A 17,862-nucleotide genomic window follows, 5' to 3' on the forward strand; every position below is an offset into this window, starting at 1 on the left:
CGGCAAAATCGTGGACAAGGGCATCCGGGACGCCAACAACATGGGCGCCGCCATGGCCCCTGCCGCCTATGACACCCTCTCCGCCTTTTTCCGGGATACCGGCACAACCCCCCAGGACTACGACGCCATCTTCACCGGCGATCTTGGGGAACTGGGCCACGCCATCGTCCGGGACTTTTTCCATCGGGACGGTGTAGAACTGGATCAGCGCTATCAGGACTGCGGCATGCTGCTCTACGACCGCCAGCAGCAGGATATGCACGCAGGAGCCTCCGGCTGCGGCTGCTCCGCCTCGGTGCTCAATGGCTATCTTCTCACACAGATGCGCCAGGGCCGCTGGCAGCGGATCGTCTTTGCCCCCACCGGCGCCCTGCTCTCCCCGGTCTCCACCTGTCAGGGGGAATCCATTCCCTCCATCTGCCACGCCATTTGCCTCTCCGCCCAGCGGTAAATTCCGCAGCTCGAGCACATTTGTCCTCGTCTCAAAATCGTACAAAGGTCTCCCCGCAGAGCCGAGGACCTCTTGGCACAACGTACAAAATTGTGGGTGGGTCCCGTTCTGTTTGACGGAAATCGTTGACAGGGCGGGACTTTCGCTCGTATAATCTGCAATAGAGAGAGCAAAGGCGTCCTCTCAAGGTTGCCTTATGCTCTTTTTTCGTTATGCGATTTTCTTTTACTTTAAATCAATAAACTAAACCGCCGCACGGGAAAGGAGCGCATCCATGGGCAAATTCACTAAGGAAGACATTATCCGGCGGGTGATGGAGGAAGATATTCAATTCATCCGCATGCAGTTCACCGATATTTTCGGGCAGATGAAAAACGTGGCCATCACCGCCTCCCAGATCGAAAAGGCCGTCAACAATCAAATCATGATGGACGGCAGCTCCATTGAGGGCTTTGTCCGCATCGAGGAGTCCGACCAATACCTGTGGCCGGATCTGGACACATTTTCCGTACTGCCCTGGCGGCCCCAGTACGGCAAGGTGGCTCGCCTCATCTGCGACGTCCACAATCCCAACGGCACGCCGTTTGTGGGCGATCCGCGGAACGTGCTCAAGCGGGTGCTGCGCAGGGCAAGCGACATGGGCTTCACGTTCAACGCCGGTCCGGAACTGGAGTTTTTCCTCTTCCAGACGGATGAAAACGGAAAACCCACCACCCAGACCAGCGACGAGGCGGGCTATTTTGACCTAGGCCCCCTGGACCACGGAGAGAGCACCCGCCGGGAGATCTGTCTGAGCCTGGAGCAGATGGGCTTTGAGATCGAGGCCAGCCACCATGAGGTGGCCGCCGGCCAGCACGAGATCGACTTCAAATACACCCAGGCCCTGCAGGCCGCCGACAATATCATGACCTTCAAGCTGGCCGTCAAGACGCTGGCTCAGAAGAACGGCCTCCATGCCACGTTTATGCCCAAGCCCGTCTATGGCACAGCCGGCAGCGGCATGCATGTGAACATGTCGCTGTTCCGGGACGGCAAAAACGCCTTTTATGACGAGCACGATCCCCGACAGCTGTCGCCGCTGGCCTACCAGTTCATCGCGGGTCTTCTGGACCATGTGCAGGGATTCTGTGCCGTCACCAATCCTCTGGTAAACAGCTACAAGCGGCTGGTTCCCGGCTACGAGGCCCCCTGTCATCTGGCTTGGTCCACCGGAAACCGCTCCGCGCTGATCCGTATTCCCACCCCCCGGGGCCAGGCCACCCGGGTGGAACTGCGCAGCCCCGACCCCGCCTGCAATCCGTATCTGGCCTTTGCCGTGTGTCTGGCTGCGGGCCTGGACGGCATTGAGCGGCAGCTGACGCCGCCGCCGGAGACCAACGAGAACCTCTACGCCATTGCCGCCGATCTGGAGGCACAGGGCATAGGCCGACTGCCCGGAACCCTGGAAGCCGCCATCCACGCCCTGGAGGCAGACCCGGTGGTCACCGCAGCGCTGGGGCAGCACGTCACCACCCAATACGTCACCGGCAAGCTGCGGGAATGGGAAGAATACCGCACTCAGGTCTCCCAATGGGAGCTGGAAAAATATCTGGTCACGTACTGAAAGAGGATTTGCCCAAGGGCACCATTGAGGAGAGGAGGGAGCGCCTGTGGACAACATCGTGGTGGCATTTGCCAACGAGGAGGCCCAGCGCCGCATCGTCCGGCTGCTGGAGTCCGGCGGCGTCTCCCCCGCCGGCTGCTTTTTCAGCGGTGCCGACGCCATCCGCACCATCCGGCAGCTGGGCGGCGGCATTGTGGTGTGCAGCTTCAAGCTGCGGGACATGACCGCCGTGGAGCTGGCCGCCAACCTGCGGGACCTGGGGACGCTGCTGGTGGTCTCCTCCGCCGCGAACCTGGACTTTTGCGAGGGGGAAAACCTCTTCAAACTGGCTACCCCCGCTGCACGGTCAGACTTTTTCGCCTCGCTGGACCTGCTGCGCCGACTGGAATCCCGCAGCCATCCCCGGCCCCATCGGGCGGAGGATGAACAGCGTCTGATCCGCCGGGCCAAGGAGCTTTTGATGGACATCAACCGCATGACAGAGGCGGAAGCACACCGCTTTTTACAAAAGCGCAGCATGGACACCGGCACCCGGCTGGCGGAAACCGCCCAGCACATCATTGATCGTTACACCTACTGATCGGAGGAGGCGGCGCAGGCCGTCCCTTCCCCATCATTTTCAAAGAGATTGGAGCAACAGCCATGTTGGAATCTGAGCAGAAAAAGCTGTATGATCCCCGCCTGGAGCATGACGCCTGCGGCATCGGCGCCGTGGTGAGCCTGCGGGGCATCAAGACCCACCAGACGGTGGACAACGCCCTGAAGATCGTGGAAAAGCTGGAGCACCGCGCCGGTAAGGATGCCGCCGGAGAGACCGGTGACGGTGTGGGACTGATGATCCAGATCCCCCACAAGCTGATGGTCAAGGCGGCGGCCGCTGAGGGCATCACTCTGGGAGAGGAACGGGACTACGGCGTAGGCATGTTCTTCTTCCCCACCGACGACCTCAAGCGGGCCCAGGCCAAGAAGATGCTGGAGATTATCGTGGCCAAGGAGGGTATGGAATTTCTGGGCTGGCGGGATGTTCCCACCCATCCCGAGGTGCTGGGAGAAAAGGCTCTGGGGTGCATGCCCCGCATCTGCCAGTGCTTTGTGAAGCGCCCGGCGGACTGCGGCCGCGGTCTGGAATTTGACCGGAAACTCTACGTCGCCCGGCGGGTATTCGAGCAGTCCAACGTCAACACCTACATTCCCTCCTTCTCCAGCCGGACCGTGGTCTATAAAGGCATGTTCCTGGTGGGGCAGCTGCGCAAGTTCTACGCAGACCTCCAGGACCCGGACTGTGAAAGCGCCCTGGCCCTGGTCCACTCCCGTTTCTCCACCAACACCAATCCCAGCTGGGAGCGGGCCCATCCCAACCGCTACATTCTCCACAATGGCGAGATCAACACCATCCGCGGCAACGTGGACCGGATGCTGGCCCGAGAGGAGACCATGCACTCCGCCGTTTTGGAGGATGAGATGGACAAGATCCTGCCGGTGGTGGACCAGAGCGGCTCCGACTCCTCCATGCTGGACAATACTCTGGAATTTCTCCTGATGAACGGCATCCCCCTGCCCCAGGCGGTGATGATGTGCATCCCCGAGCCCTGGATGAACGACCGGAAGATGGGTCGGGAAAAGCGGGACTTCTATCACTACTACGCCACCATGATGGAGCCCTGGGACGGCCCGGCGGCCATCGTCTTTTCCGACGGCGACACCATGGGCGCGGTGCTGGACCGCAACGGCCTGCGGCCCTGCCGGTGGTACCTCACGGACGACGACTACCTGATCCTCTCCTCGGAGGTGGGCGTACTGGACATCCCGCCGGAGCGGATCGTGAAAAAGTCCCGGCTCCAGCCGGGCCGGATGCTGCTGGCAGACCTGACGGAGGGCCGTCTGGTGGACGATGAGGAGATCAAGAACCGCTATGCCCAGCAGCAGCCTTACGGCGAGTGGCTGGACGCCCACCTGGTCTATCTCAAGGACCTGCCCATTCCCAACCGGCGGGTGGAGTCTCATTCCCAGGCCCAGCGGGACCGCCTCTACAAGGCCTTCGGCTACACCTATGAAGAGGTGAAAGACGCCATTTTGCCCATGGCCCGGGATGGTCTGGAACCCACCTCCGCCATGGGGGTGGACACGCCGCTGGCGGTGCTCTCGGAAAAGCACCAGCCCCTCTTCAGCTACTTCAAGCAGCTCTTCGCCCAGGTGACCAATCCCCCCATGGACGCCATCCGGGAGGAGATTGTCACCGACACCACCGTGTACGTGGGCTCCGGCGGCAATCTGCTGGAGGAGCGGGCGGAAAACTGCACCGTGCTCCAGATCCACAACCCCATCCTCACCTCCCTGGATCTCATGAAGATCCGCTATATGAACCGCCCCGGCTTCCAGGTGGAGACCATCTCGCTGCTCTACTACAAGGGCTCCCCGCTGGAAAATGCCCTGGACCGGCTGTTCGTCAATGTGGACCGGGCCTACAAGAAGGGTGCCAACATCCTCATTCTCTCCGACCGGGGCGTGGATGAAAACCATGTGGCCATTCCCTCTTTGCTGGCGGTCAGCGCCCTGGAGCAGTATCTCGTCCGCACGAAAAAGCGCACCGCCGTCTCCCTCATTCTGGAGAGTGCGGAACCCCGGGACGTCCATCACTTCGCCACCCTTCTGGGCTACGGCGCCCAGGCCATCAACCCCTATCTCGCCCAGGAGTGCGTGGAGGAGCTGGTGTCCATCGGCCTTCTGGACAAGGACCCCGGTGCCGCAGTGGACGACTATAACAGTGCCATTCTCCACGGCATCGTGAAGATCGCCTCCAAAATGGGCATCTCCACCATCCAGTCCTACCAGTCCGCCCAGATCTTCGAGTGCGTGGGCATCAACCGCGCCGTGGTGGACAAGTACTTCACCAACACCATCAGCCGGGTGGAGGGCATCGGCCTGGAGGAGATCGGCGAAGGCGTGGAATGGAATCACAACCAGGCCTTCGACCCCCTGGGTCTGGGCTACGACACCACGCTGGACTCCACCGGCATCCACAAGCTGCGCTCCGGTCCCGACAAGGAAGACCACATGTACAATCCCCGGACCATCCTGCTGCTGCAGAAGGCCGCCCGGGAAGGGGATTACCAGGCCTTCAAAGCCTATACCGCCCTGGTGGATACCCCCGACAAGCCCCACACCCTGCGGGGGCTGCTGGACCTGCGGTACGATGAAAACGGCGGTATCCCCATCGAGGAGGTGGAGCCTGTCAGTTCCATCGTCCATCGGTTCAAGACCGGCGCTATGAGCTACGGCTCCATCTCCCAGGAGGCCCACGAGTGCCTGGCCATCGCCATGAACCGCATCGGCGGCAAGTCCAACTCCGGCGAGGGCGGCGAGGCCGCGGAGCGGCTCCACGACGAGCGGTGCTCCGCCATCAAGCAGGTGGCCTCCGGCCGCTTCGGCGTCACCAGCGAATACCTCTGCAGCGCCAAGGAGATCCAGATCAAGATGGCCCAGGGCGCCAAGCCCGGTGAGGGCGGCCATCTGCCCGGCAAGAAGGTCTACCCCTGGATCGCCAAGACCCGCTGCTCCACTCCCGGCGTGACGCTGATCTCTCCCCCGCCCCACCACGATATCTACTCCATCGAGGACCTGGCCCAGCTGATCTACGATCTGAAAAATGCCAACCGGAACGCCCGCATCAGCGTGAAGCTGGTCAGTGAGGCAGGCGTGGGTACCATCGCCGCCGGCGTTGCCAAAGCTGGTGCCCAGGTGGTCCTTATCTCCGGCCACGACGGCGGCACCGGCGCCGCCCCTAGAAGCTCCATCCACGGGGCAGGTCTGCCCTGGGAGCTGGGCGTGGCGGAGGCCCATCAGGCGCTGATTGCCAACGGCCTGCGCCGCCAGGTGATCCTGGAGGCCGACGGCAAGCTGATGACCGGGCGGGACGTGGCCATCGCCTGCATGCTGGGGGCCGAGGAGTTCGGCTTTGCCACCGCTCCCCTGGTGGCCCTGGGCTGCTGCATGATGCGGGTGTGCAATCTGGACACCTGTCCCGCCGGCATCGCCACCCAGAATCCCCAGCTGCGCTCCCGGTTCTCCGGCAAGCCGGAATACGTCATCAACTTCATGGAGTTCGTGGCCCAGGAACTGCGGGAGTATATGGCAAAGCTGGGCATCCGCACCGTGGAGGAGCTGGTAGGCCGCAGCGATCTGCTGCGGGTCCGGGACAAACTCATTACCCACCGGGCGGAGACGCTGGACCTGAGCGGACTGCTGCAGAATCCCTACGGCGACCACGTGCCCCACTTCGACCCTAAAGCCGTCTATGACTTCCACCTGGAAAAGACTCTGGACGTCAGCGTGCTGCTGGCAAAGCTGGGCAAGAGCCTGAAGGGAAAGCGGTCCGGAAAGCTGGACCTCTCCGTCTCCTCCACAGACCGCTCCTTCGGCACCCTCTTCGGCTCCGAGATCACCCGCCAGTGCGGCAACACGCTGCCGGACGACAGCTATGTCATCACCTGCCACGGCGGCGGCGGACAGTCCTTCGGTGCCTTCATTCCCAAGGGGCTGACCCTGGAGCTGGAGGGTGACTGCAACGACGGCCTGGGCAAGGGCCTCTCCGGCGGCAAGCTGGTGGTCTATCCCCCCAGAGCCAGCCGCTTCAAACCCGGCGAGAATATCATCGTGGGCAACGTGGCCCTCTACGGCGCCACCAGCGGCAAGGCGTTCATCAACGGCTGTGCCGGTGAGCGGTTCTGCGTCCGCAACTCCGGTGCCTGCGCCGTGGTGGAGGGTGTAGGTGACCACGGCTGCGAGTATATGACCGGCGGCCGGGTGGTTATCCTGGGCCCCACCGGCAAGAACTTCGCGGCCGGCATGTCCGGCGGCATCGCCTACGTGCTGGATGAAAAGCACGATCTCTATATGCGCCTGAACAAGGAGCAGGTGATGACGGACACGCTCACCGAGTCCCACGACATTGCCGAGCTCCGGGCCCTCATCGAAGAGCACGTGGCCGCCACCGGCTCTCCCCGGGGCAAGAAGATCCTGGCGGCCTTCAAGTCCTATGTTCCCTGCTTCAAGAAGGTCATGCCCCGGGACTATGACCGGATGCTCCGCTCCATCGCCCAGTATGAGGAGAAGGGCATGAGCCGGGAGCAGGCCGAGATCGAAGCGTTCTACGCCAACACCAAAGTTTGAGAAAGGAGGGCGAACAACATGGGAAAACCCACTGGATTTTTGGAATACGCCCGGAGGGAGGACCCCCGGCGCAGCCCCGCGGAACGGGTTCAGGACTGGGAGGAGTTCCACATCGCTCTCCCCGACGCGGTGCGGGAACAGCAGGGCGGCCGCTGCATGAACTGCGGTGTTCCCTTCTGCCAGACCGGTATGCTCTATGAGGGACGGGCCTTCGGCTGTCCCCTCCACAACCTGATTCCGGAGTGGAACGACATGATTCTCTCCGGCAACCGGGGCCATGCCCTGAGCCGCCTGCTCAAGGCCAACAATTTCCCGGAGTTTACGGGCCGGGTCTGCCCCGCACCCTGCGAAAAAGCCTGTATCTGCGGCATCTACGGCGATGCCGTCACCATCCGGGACAACGAGCTGTGCATCATCGAGGACGCCTTCGCCACCGGTCGCATCAAGCGCCGCCGGCCGCCCCAGTGGTCCGGGAAGAAGGTCTGTGTGGTGGGCTCCGGCCCGGCGGGCCTGGCAGCCGCAGACCAGCTCAACCACCGGGGACACTCCGTCACCGTAGTGGAGCGCTCGGAGCATCCCGGCGGACTTTTGACCTACGGCATCCCCAACATGAAGCTGCCCAAATCCGTGGTGCAGCGCCGAATCAGCCTGATGACCGATGAGGGCGTCAGCTTTGTCTGCGGCGTGGATGCCGCAGACCCCAAAACCGCCCATCGGCTGCTGGAGGAGTATGACGCCGTGCTTTTGTGCTGCGGCGCCGGGGTCCCCCGTCCCCTGGGCTTTGACACCGCCGGTGTGGGCGGCGTGTGCTACGGCACGGAATATCTGAAATCCGCCGTAGAGCGGGCCCAGTTCGGCAAGGAGGAGGCCCAGGTTCCCTCCGCCGCGGGACTGGATGTGGTCATCATCGGCACCGGCGACACCGCCAGTGACTGCGTGGCCACCGCCCTGCGGCAGGGCTGCCGCTCCGTCACCCAGCTGGTCCGGCGGCCCCGGGCAGACTATCTGAACGATCAGGGACAGCTGCCTCTGGACTACGCCCACGAGGAGGCGGAGGCCGTCTTTGGCACCGATCCCCGGCGCTTCGGCGTGCAGGTCCAGTCTCTGGTCTCGGGCGAAGGCGCTCTGACGGCAGTGGTCACCACCGAGGGCGACACTCTGCCCTGCCAGCTTCTCATCGGCGCAACCGGCTTTGCCGGCTGCGAGAGCAACGTGTGCCATGCCTTCGGCGTGGAAGCAGACAAGACCGTCCAGACCCTTCCGGGCAGCTTTTCCACCGGCGTGGAAAAGGTCTTTGCCGCCGGCGATATGCGCCGGGGCCAGTCCCTGGTGGTGTGGGCCATTGCGGAGGGCCGCTCCGCCGCCGCTGAGATCGACCGGTACCTCATCGGCTACACGAACTTGGTGCCGAGTCTATAAAAAAGCTAGAAATTTCCAGCTGCTTCCCAAAAAGTCTTGGTGAAACGGACAGTTGACGCTCCACAGCGGACCGTGGTAAAGTATGTAGCATCAAAAAGGCAAAGGCGCCTGGAGAGATGGTTCTCTCAGGCGCCTTTGCCTTTTTCGTTTACAAGGAGGGACTGCTATGTATTCATCTGTCAACACCATCTGGGTCCTGTTGGGTGCGGCACTCGTCTTTTTGATGCAGGCGGGATTTGCCATGTGTGAGGCGGGCTTCACCCGGGCCAAAAACACCGGCAATATCCTGATGAAAAACCTGATGGACTTCTGCATCGGAACGCCCACCTACTGGCTTCTGGGCTTCGGATTGATGTTCGCCAGCAGCGGCACGCTGATCGGCGGACTGGACCCCATGGTCCGGGGCGATTATTCGTCTATCCTCCCCGCGGGGGTCCCGCTCTTCGCCTATCTCATTTTCCAAACGGTTTTCTGCGCCACCTCGGCCACCATTGTCTCCGGCTCCATGGCGGAGCGCACCAAATTCGTCTCCTACTGTGTGTACTCCTTCTGCATCTCCGCCTTCATCTACCCCGTCTCCGGTCACTGGATCTGGGGCGGCGGCTGGCTGAGCCAGCTGGGCTTCCATGACTTCGCCGGTTCCACGGCGGTCCACATGGTGGGCGGTATCTGTGCCTGCATCGGCGCAGCGATCCTTGGGCCCCGCATCGGCAAGTATGAAAAGGACGGTACCCCCCGGGCCATCCTGGGCCACAACCTCTCCCTGGGTGCGCTGGGCGTCTTTATCCTGTGGTTCTGCTGGTTCGGCTTCAACGGCTGTTCCACCGTGGCCATGGACAGCGACGACGCCATGGTCTCCGCCGGACTGATCTTCGTCAACACCAACATGGCGGCAGCGGTTGCCTGCTGCGTGACCATGCTCTACACCTGGCTGCGCTACAAGAAGCCGGACGTGGGCATGACCCTCAACTCCGCGCTGGCGGGCCTTGTGGCCATCACCGCCGGATGCGATATGGTCTCCCCCGCCGGTGCCGCCATCATCGGCATTGTGGCCGGCTTGCTGCTTCCCATCTCCGTGCGCTTCTTCGACAACATTCTGAAGATCGACGATCCTGTGGGTGCCATCTCCGTCCACGGCGTGTGCGGTGCCACCGGCACGTTGCTCACCGGTCTTCTGGCGGTGGACGGCGGCCTCTTCTACGGCGGCGGTGTCCACTTCTTCCTGATCCAGTGCCTGGGCGTGGCCGCCACTGCCGTATGGGCTGCGGTGACCATCACCATTGTCTTCCAGATTCTCAAGCACACCATCGGCCTCCGGGTCTCCGAGGAGGAAGAGCTCAAGGGCCTGGATATCACGGAACACGGCCTGCCCACTGCTTATGCCGGCTTTGCCTTCGCCTATGATGACACGCCGGACGATGAGCCTGACGCTCCCGTTCCCGCTTCCGCGGCAGCTGTTCCCATGGATGCCGCTGTCGTCGTGGAAACTGCTCCCGGAACGGTCCCGGATACCACGTCCGGCAAGAAGATGACCCGTGTGGAAATTCTCTGCAAGATGGAGCGGTTCGACGCTCTCAAGCGCGCCATGTTCGACATCGGCATCACCGGTATGACCGCCACCAACGTCATGGGCTGCGGCGAGCAGCGGGGCAAGACGGAGGGTTACTTCCGCGGTGCCAAAGTAGAAGCCTCCATGCTGCCCAGCATCCAGGTATCCATCGTGGTGTGCAAGGTTCCGGTCTCCTTGGTGGTGGATACCGCCCGAAAGGTCCTTTACACCGGCCGCATCGGCGACGGCAAGATCTTCGTCTCCAATGTGGAAAACGTCATCAAAGTCCGCACCGGCGAGCAGGGTTACGACGCCTTGCAGGACGAAGCACGCTGAATGCCGCCCGTGCGCTTTGTATACACACACTCTACTCCTCTCCCAAGTCAGGGGGCCGGCGAACTGCCGGCCCCCTGACCGCATATTTTCCCGCCTGCCGGAAACACTGTTGGAAGATTCCACTGGGAGGCGGTTTTTATGGAATATCTCAATGCATTTCTCTGCGGGGGACTGATCTGTGCCATCGGTCAGATCCTCATCGACAAAACCCAGCTGACTCCCGCCCGCATCCTCACCGGCTATGTGGTGACCGGCGTGGCGCTCAGCGCACTGGGGCTTTATGAGCCCCTTGTAAAGTGGGGCGGTGCCGGCGCCACCGTTCCCCTCACCGGATTCGGGCACTCTCTGGCCCAGGGGGTGAAGACCGCCGTGGCCAAGGACGGCTGGCTGGGGATCTTCACCGGCGGTCTCTCTGCAACCGCCGGCGGCATCGCAGCAGCTGTGGTCTTCGGCGTTTTGATGGCGCTATTGTTCAAGGCGGGGGACAAACGATAACGGACAGGCAGGAAAGTCGTAACAGCTTTCCTGCCTGTTTCTTTGTTGTGATGAATTTGTCATTCTTTTGTTTCGATTTTCCGGACAAAAAGGCGCTATACTGGCTCTGCAACAAAATTCGACAGAAAGGACCCGACTGCTATGCGCCGCATTGCCAGTTTTTTACTGCTGCTGAGCCTGCTGATCACCCTGCCCGGCTGCGGACTCTCCGGCACCTCCGGAAAGACACAGGACTCCTCTCAGGAATCCGCTGAGGAGACCCCTCCCACACCGGAACCCTATACCATCCTGGACCCCACGGTCCAGCCGGAGGGTGGGGAGCGGGACGGTGTCCCCTACGTCGCCTACGACGGGGTGGTGGAGCATCTGTTTTTTCACCCGGTGGTGGCCTATCCGGAGCTGGCCTTCGATGGGGACAGCAAGGCCAACGGCATCGATGATTACATGGTCACCGCGGATGAGTATAAAAAGATCCTTCAGAGCGTCTACGACAAGGGGTATATCCTGGTGGACATCAACAGCGTCTGGAGTGAGGTTACCGGTGAGGACGGGCAGCCCCACATGGTGAAAAACACCCTCTACCTCCCAGAGGGGAAAAAGCCGCTGGTGCTCTCCTTTGACGACACCAATTACTATGAATACATGCTCTCCAACGGCTTCACCTGGAAGCTCGTCCTGGGGGACGACGGCAAAATCGCCTCCTGGGGCAAGGACCCTCAGGGCAATGAGGTGGTCTCCCGGGACCTGGACGCCATCCCTATTCTGGACAAGTTTGTAGAGGAGCATCCCGACTTTTCTCCCTTCGGTGCCAAGGGCTGTCTGAGCCTTACGGGCTATGAGGGCATTCTGGGCTACCGCACCCAGACGGACACCAAGAGCTGGACTCAGGCTCAGGAGGAAAACCGGCAAAAAGAGATTGCGGCCGTCAAGCCCATCATTGCCGAGCTCAAGCGCACCGGCTGGACCTTCGGCAGCCACACCTGGGGGCATATCCGCCTGGGCAGCAAATCTCTGGAGGCCATCCAGGCCGACACCCAGCGCTGGTTTGACGAGGTTGGCAGCCTGGTGGGCCCCACCACGATTCTGTTCTACCCCCACGGGGAGCGGCCCGACGGCAACGACTGGCAGAACACCGGCCCCGTCTTCCGCTATCTCCAGAGTCAGGGCTTCCGGGTATTCTGCTCCGTAGGGATCGAGAGCTTCAGCTACATCAAAAAGGATATCTGCGCCGTGATCTGCGACCGGCTCCATCCCGACGGCACCACACTGCGCTACTCCCGGGACCGGTACTTGAAATTTTATGATGCCAAGGATATTATGGATACAGCGGTACGTCCCCAGCGGGAGATTGCCTGGTCATAACCCTGGCACAAATTGCCTGGAAAGAACCGGCAGACCGCCGTTCAACCGTCTCAGCAACGAGCAAAGGAGTGCTTCCCATGACCCGTGAAGAATTGAAGGCCGCGGCTGTCGCCATGCTGGATCGGGCCTACTGTCCCTATTCCCATTTCCCGGTGGGCGCCGCCCTGGAGTGCAGCGACGGCACGGTGTTCACCGGCTGCAACATTGAAAACGCCAGCTATACCCCCACCATCTGCGCCGAGCGCACTGCTGTGTCCAAAGCCGTCAGCGAAGGGCACCGGGATTTCGTTCGCATCGTGATCGCCGGCCGCAGCAAGGACTTCTGCGTCCCCTGTGGCGTGTGCCGCCAGGTACTGCGGGAATTTGCCCCCGATCTGGAGATCATCTGCCTCAACGGTGCCGGAGAGGAACAGGTTTTTACCCTGCCGGAGCTGCTGCCTCACAGCTTCGGCCCGGAGTATCTGCGATGAAACTGAGCCATGAGGAAATCGCGGCCCGTTTGGCCGCGTCGCCAGAGCACGACGTGTGCGTACTGCGCATTGAAGAGGGGGATTTCGGGTGCGAAGAGCACCGGGACCCGCCCTGCCTGTGGCTGCTGACAGAAAATGCCGCCGGGGAACGCCATTCCTTGGAACTGCCGGAGCCCCGGGTGGAAGCCCTGGGCCTGGCAGAGGGCTGTACCTGTCGGCGCGCAGATCTGCATCCATAAAAAAGAAGCGGCTGAGCCGCTTCTTTTTTTGCATTATACCAGCTTTTCAAAATAGAAGAACGTCTCATCCTCGCCCTTCTTCCGCATACAGGAGGAGAGCATTTTATAAGACGCCTGATTTTCCTTGAAACACTTGGCCACCACTTTGGAAAGGTGCACCCGGTAGAGTCCCCAGTCCGCCACAGCGGCAAAGGCCTCGGTGCCGTAGCCGTGACCGGCGTAAGCGGCATCGATCCGGCAGCCCAGCTCCGCACCGCCCCGGCAGTCAAACCGGTAGAGCACCGCCTCGCCGATGAGCTTGCCGTCCAGCCGCACGGCAAAATTCACCGCCTGCCGGTTCTCAAAGTCCCGCCTGGCCACCTCGAAGAAGCTCCGCTCCTCCACCGGGCCTCCCAGTCCTCCCACATCGTCATAGCCCCACCAGCGGTTCCGGTCCCCGTCCAGCACCAGGGCATTGTAGGCGGGAATATCCGCCTCCGTCAGTGCGGAGAGGGTCAGCCGCTCCGTTTTCAGCTCCGGGATCACAGGGACATGGCGCAAAAGCTCGTTCTGGGGCTCAAAGCGGTACTTAGGGGCCAGCTTTGCCGGGCCGTACTGGAGCTTGGACGTCCGAAGGCCCCGGTCCGCTGCGTCGTCCTCCCGGTTGATCCACTGGCAGCCGTCGCCAAAGGCGTCGGCAAAGGCCTGGACCAGCGTGGGATAGACACCGGTATAGGAGTAGAGCGCTTTTTCGATGTGAATGATGAGGGTGTCCCCGCATTTTTCCGCCAGGGAGAGGGCGATGAGCTTCTCGCCGTCAAACATACCGCCAGCACAGAAATAGGGTTTGCCCACCAGCGTCAGCATCTTCTTGGCCAGCTCCAGCTCATCCCGGGCTTTGGCGTTATTCCCCTTGGGGAACTCCGCCTCATAGTCCAGCCAGAATTGCTCGATGACATCCTTGTCCTCCGCCGTCAGCGGCCGGAATTCCGCGTCCGGCCACTTGGAGCGGAACTTGTTGATGTGGTTGCGCTGGCCGGAATAGCGCCGCCCGGCAAAAAACTGCAGGTCCTCCCGGTAGTAGACGTAGTCCCGCCAGGTGCGCACATCACTGACAGAAACATACGGATACCGGGCCAGCAGGCGGGCCGCCTTGGATTCCGGGACCACCGAAATCACCAGCGGAATCCCCTGCTCCAGGCAGTCCGCTTCGATGGCCTCCAGAGCGGCATCCTCGTCGCCCCCGGGCCCGGGAACCGGGTAATCAAACACCACCTGCCCATCGATGCAGTTGCGCACCACCAGGCAGCCTGCCGCCTCGGCCCAAGCCGGGTGCAGATTCTTTTTCCACATGAGTTTCGTCCCTACGGAGTACTCGCAAAGCCCGTAATTGCAGGTCTCGTAGTACTTGCGCAGCTTGTTTCCGTCCTGTCGGGTCACTGGTTTGAACTGTAACATAAAGTCCTTCCTTGTCCGTCATTGTGAAAAAAATGTCCTTCTACGAAAAACATTTTCTTGACGTAGTCTGTGAGAAGTAGTATGGTTAAAAGAGAATTCGAATTGAGAAAGAGGGGAATTTTATGGAAAACAAACGAGACAGTTGGGGCAGCAACCTAGGGTTTATTCTGGCTGCCGTAGGCTCCGCCGTCGGCCTGGGAAACATCTGGGGCTTCCCGTACAAGATGGGCAAATCCGGCGGCTTCACCTTCCTCATCGCATACCTGCTCCTGGCCGTTTTTGTGGGCTTCGTGGTCATGATCAGCGAGCTGGCCATGGGCCGCCACGTAGGCAAAGGCGTCATCGGATGCTATCACACCCTCTCCAAGAAGTTCAAATGGGTGGGGTGGCTGGCTGTTTTCTCCCCCTTCATCATCATGAGCTTCTACTCGGTTCTGGGCGGCTACTGCATTGAGTACATGGCCCTGAACATGAGCAACCTGGCCTTCGCCGGTGCGGAAATCTCCGCCGGTGCGGACCTGTTCACCTCCATGCTGATGAATCCCTTCGGCAATGTGATCTTCACGATTTTGTTCCTGGTGATCTGCTATCTGATCAATCGGGGCGGCATTTCCGGCGGCATCGAGAAGTTCAACAAGGTGGGCATGCCGGCGCTGTTCGTCATGCTGGTCATCGTCATCATCCGCTCCCTGACGCTGGATGGCGCCGTGGAAGGGCTCAAGTTCATGTTCGTCCCCGGCTACGCGGTAGAGGGCGGCTTCATCGCGGAGGAGCCCAACTTCATCACCGTGCTTGCCACCGCCGGCGGCCAGATGTTCTTCTCGCTGTCTCTTGCCATGGGCGTCATGTTCACCTACGGTTCCTATCTGAGCAAGAAAGAGAACCTAGTGAAAAACGCCGCCCTGATCGTGTTCTCCGACACGCTGGTGGCTTTGATGGCGGGCCTTGCCGTCATTCCCGCCGCCGTGGCCATCTCCGGACCCAGCGCCACCCTCAGCGGCCCGAAGCTGCTGTTCATCACACTGCAGGACGTATTCAACGCCATGGGCGCCGCCGGTCCGCTGTTCGGCGTACTGTTCTATCTGCTGGTCCTGATTGCCGCACTGACGTCCGCCGTGTCTCTGGTGGAAGTGGTGACCACCTTCTTCCTGGACCGGGCGGAAGAGAAGGGCAAACAGGGCAACCGCTCCAAGGTGGTTCTCATCGTGTGCCTGGCCATCCTGGTGGAAGCATCTGTTGTGGCCATTGACGGCCTGGGCGCCGGCGGTCTGGGTGAGAGCCTGGGCAGTGGCCTGCCGGTCCCCTTCAAGGAGGCCGCGGCCACCGTGCTGGCGGACGGCACCGTGCAGTATGCCGGCTGGAACGACTGCTGGCTGGACTTCATGGACGTTTTGTCCGAGGGTATCGCCATGCCGCTGGGCGCGCTGCTGATGAGTTTGATGGTGGCCTGGGAGATCAAGCCCAAGCTGGTTCTGGACGAAGTCCGTATCGGCAGCAACGCCAAGATCGACACCTTCTACAAGATCTGCATCTATGTCATCACCCCGCTGGGCATGCTGCTGGTTCTGCTGGGGCAGCTCAACGACTTCGGTATCCTGAAGATCTTTGGCTGAGGCCGGTGTTTCCCTGAGCATACGGCACCAGCGCAGAGCCGTCAATCGCATTTGCAACTGATTTGTGCACAAGCGGCGTTCGGAATCCGGGCGCCGCTTTTTGCAGCCCCGCCGGTGGGAAAGCAGGAGAAGGAGCGTCGGCCCTGCAGGGCCAGATGCTCCTTCTCTCTTGTCCAAGGAAGGCGCGCCCTCCCGTTTTTTCAGTTCATCTGCTTGCGGCGGCTGAGGTTCATGGTGCCGTCCTGCATGCTGTTGAGATCGTCCAGGCTCTTGCCGGTGCCCAGCGCCACGCAGGAGATGGCATCCTCGGCGATAACGGTATGGATGCCGGTACGGGCGGTGACCAGCTTATCAAAGCCAGAGACCAGGCTGCCGCCGCCGGTCATGACAATGCCGTTGGTGGAGATATCCGCAACCAACTCGGGGGGTGTCCGCTCCAGCACGGAGTGGATGGCCTCCATGATGCGCTCCACCGGCTCTTCAAAGGCGTCCATCATCTCCGTGGAGGAGACGGTGACCACCTTAGGCAGGCCCGTCAGCAGGCAGCGGCCCTTGACGTCCATGGTCTCCTCTTCCTCCTTGGGGAAGACGCAGCCGATGCGCTTTTTCATCTCCTCAGCGGTGCGCTCACCCACCAGCAGGTTGTGCTTGCGGCGCATATACTTAACGACCGCCTCGTTGAGCTGGTCGCCGGCGATCTTGATGGAGGCACTCTCCACCACGCCGGAGAGGGAGATGACGGCGATGTCGGCGGTACCGCCGCCGATGTCCACCACCATGTGGCCGTCAGGCTGGGAGATGTCGATGCCGGCGCCGATGGCGGCGGCCACAGGCTCCTCGATCAGATACACCTTCCGGGCACCGGCCTGGATGCCTGCGTCGATGACGGCACGCTCCTCGACCTCAGTGATGCCGGAGGGCACGCAGATGATGACCCGGGGCTTGAAGAAGGACACGCCGGCCACCTTGTGGATAAACTCCTTGAGCATCCGCTCCGTCATATCATAGTCGGAGATCACGCCCTCCCGCAGGGGACGGATGGCGATGATATTGCCCGGGGTGCGGCCCAACATGGCCTGTGCCTCGGCGCCAACCTTCAAGAGCTTTCCCGTGGTCTTATCCATTGCCACCACGGAGGGTTCGTTGAGAACGATGCCCTTTCCCTTCACATACACCAAGACTGATGCGGTACCCAGATCGATACCGATATCCTTTGCCATGGACATAAACTCCACCTCATTGTTCTTTCTATCACATATTATAAACGGTTTTCCGCTCTGCAATCATACGGTACTTATTATACTGGCAGTTTTTGTCGATTGCAACCTTATTTTTTGAAGAATCCGGGGAAGATCCCGGTCTTTTCCTGTGAAAAAACACCACAGTTCACCGGTTTTCCTCCGGATGCCGCCGGGCCAGGGCCACGCACACACTCATCACATCCGCCGCGCCGGCATCCCGCAGCGTCCGCGCGCACTCTGCCAGAGTGGCGCCGGTGGTACAGATATCGTCCACCAGAAGCACCCGGCGCCCCTGAACCTTCTCCGGTACAGGCGTCTCATAGACCCCCAGCACATTGGCCCGGCGTGCGGCCGCTTCCGTCAGGCCGGACTGGGCAGGGTTGTCCGCAGTCTTGCGCAGCAGCTGCTCCGGCCGGACGCCCCAGAGGCGGCAGGCACTCTCCGCCAGGAGCCGTGCCTGGGCATAGCCCCGGCTGCG

Annotated in this window: 13 protein-coding genes and 1 pseudogene; 11 read left to right on the plus strand and 3 right to left on the minus strand. The window is 61.5% G+C overall.

The features are described from left to right. The 10 genes and pseudogenes from QZL67_RS03915 to QZL67_RS03960 form a co-directional block, all read left to right on the plus strand. Positions 1–451 (plus strand): annotated as a pseudogene (locus tag QZL67_RS03915) (stage V sporulation protein AD); the annotation flags it as partial. 274 nt (positions 452–725) lie between these two features. Then, complete coding sequence (gene glnA / locus QZL67_RS03920) at positions 726–2,054, plus strand: type I glutamate--ammonia ligase (RefSeq protein ID WP_022289462.1); 1,329 nt, start codon at positions 726–728, stop codon at positions 2,052–2,054. Between the two features lie 46 nt (positions 2,055–2,100). Continuing rightward, positions 2,101–2,634, plus strand: coding sequence for an ANTAR domain-containing response regulator (locus QZL67_RS03925; RefSeq protein WP_022289463.1), 534 nt, complete (start codon positions 2,101–2,103; stop codon positions 2,632–2,634). Positions 2,635–2,696: 62 nt separating this feature from the next. Beyond that, entirely contained in the window at positions 2,697–7,223 is a 4,527-nt protein-coding gene (gene gltB / locus QZL67_RS03930) for a glutamate synthase large subunit (RefSeq protein WP_022289464.1), read from the plus strand. A gap of 18 nt (positions 7,224–7,241) precedes the next feature. Then, entirely contained in the window at positions 7,242–8,642 is a 1,401-nt protein-coding gene (locus tag QZL67_RS03935) for a glutamate synthase subunit beta (protein WP_022289465.1), read from the plus strand. Positions 8,643–8,808: 166 nt separating this feature from the next. Then, positions 8,809–10,527 (plus strand): ammonium transporter, encoded by a 1,719-nt coding sequence (locus QZL67_RS03940; protein WP_022289466.1) that lies wholly within the window; start codon positions 8,809–8,811, stop codon positions 10,525–10,527. Between the two features lie 138 nt (positions 10,528–10,665). Next, positions 10,666–11,022, plus strand: a complete 357-nt coding sequence (gene spoVAE, locus QZL67_RS03945) for a stage V sporulation protein AE (protein ID WP_022289467.1) — start codon at positions 10,666–10,668, stop codon at positions 11,020–11,022. A 141-nt stretch (positions 11,023–11,163) separates the two neighbouring features. Then, the gene (locus tag QZL67_RS03950; protein WP_022289468.1) at positions 11,164–12,384 is read left to right on the plus strand and encodes a polysaccharide deacetylase family protein; all 1,221 of its coding nucleotides are present in this window, start codon (positions 11,164–11,166) and stop codon (positions 12,382–12,384) included. Positions 12,385–12,395: 11 nt separating this feature from the next. Next, entirely contained in the window at positions 12,396–12,854 is a 459-nt protein-coding gene (gene cdd, locus QZL67_RS03955; protein WP_292919833.1) for a cytidine deaminase, read from the plus strand. Then, the gene (locus tag QZL67_RS03960) at positions 12,851–13,093 is read left to right on the plus strand and encodes a hypothetical protein (protein ID WP_022289470.1); all 243 of its coding nucleotides are present in this window, start codon (positions 12,851–12,853) and stop codon (positions 13,091–13,093) included. The genes cdd and QZL67_RS03960 overlap by 4 nt, the downstream gene beginning before the upstream one ends. 33 nt (positions 13,094–13,126) lie before the next feature. On the opposite strand, the gene QZL67_RS03965 is transcribed toward QZL67_RS03960, so the two are convergent. Further along, a complete protein-coding gene (locus tag QZL67_RS03965; protein ID WP_022289471.1) occupies positions 13,127–14,530 on the minus strand; it encodes a GNAT family N-acetyltransferase in 1,404 nt (467 codons plus the stop codon). Between the two features lie 122 nt (positions 14,531–14,652). Between QZL67_RS03965 and QZL67_RS03970 the strand changes: the two genes are divergently transcribed. Then, positions 14,653–16,143, plus strand: a complete 1,491-nt coding sequence (locus tag QZL67_RS03970; RefSeq protein WP_022289472.1) for a sodium-dependent transporter — start codon at positions 14,653–14,655, stop codon at positions 16,141–16,143. Positions 16,144–16,343: 200 nt separating this feature from the next. Here QZL67_RS03970 and QZL67_RS03975 read toward each other — a convergent pair whose 3' ends face one another. Together QZL67_RS03975 and QZL67_RS03980 are read right to left on the minus strand one after the other, a co-directional pair. After that, complete coding sequence (locus tag QZL67_RS03975; RefSeq protein WP_022289473.1) at positions 16,344–17,369, minus strand: rod shape-determining protein; 1,026 nt, start codon at positions 17,367–17,369, stop codon at positions 16,344–16,346. A 160-nt stretch (positions 17,370–17,529) separates the two neighbouring features. Next, positions 17,530–17,862, minus strand: a 333-nt coding sequence (locus QZL67_RS03980) for a phosphoribosyltransferase family protein (RefSeq protein WP_292919823.1), incomplete at its 5' end; no start/stop codon positions are given.

This window comes from Oscillibacter sp. CAG:155 (assembly GCA_000436875.1).
Classification (GTDB): Bacteria; Bacillota; Clostridia; order Oscillospirales; family Oscillospiraceae; genus Oscillibacter.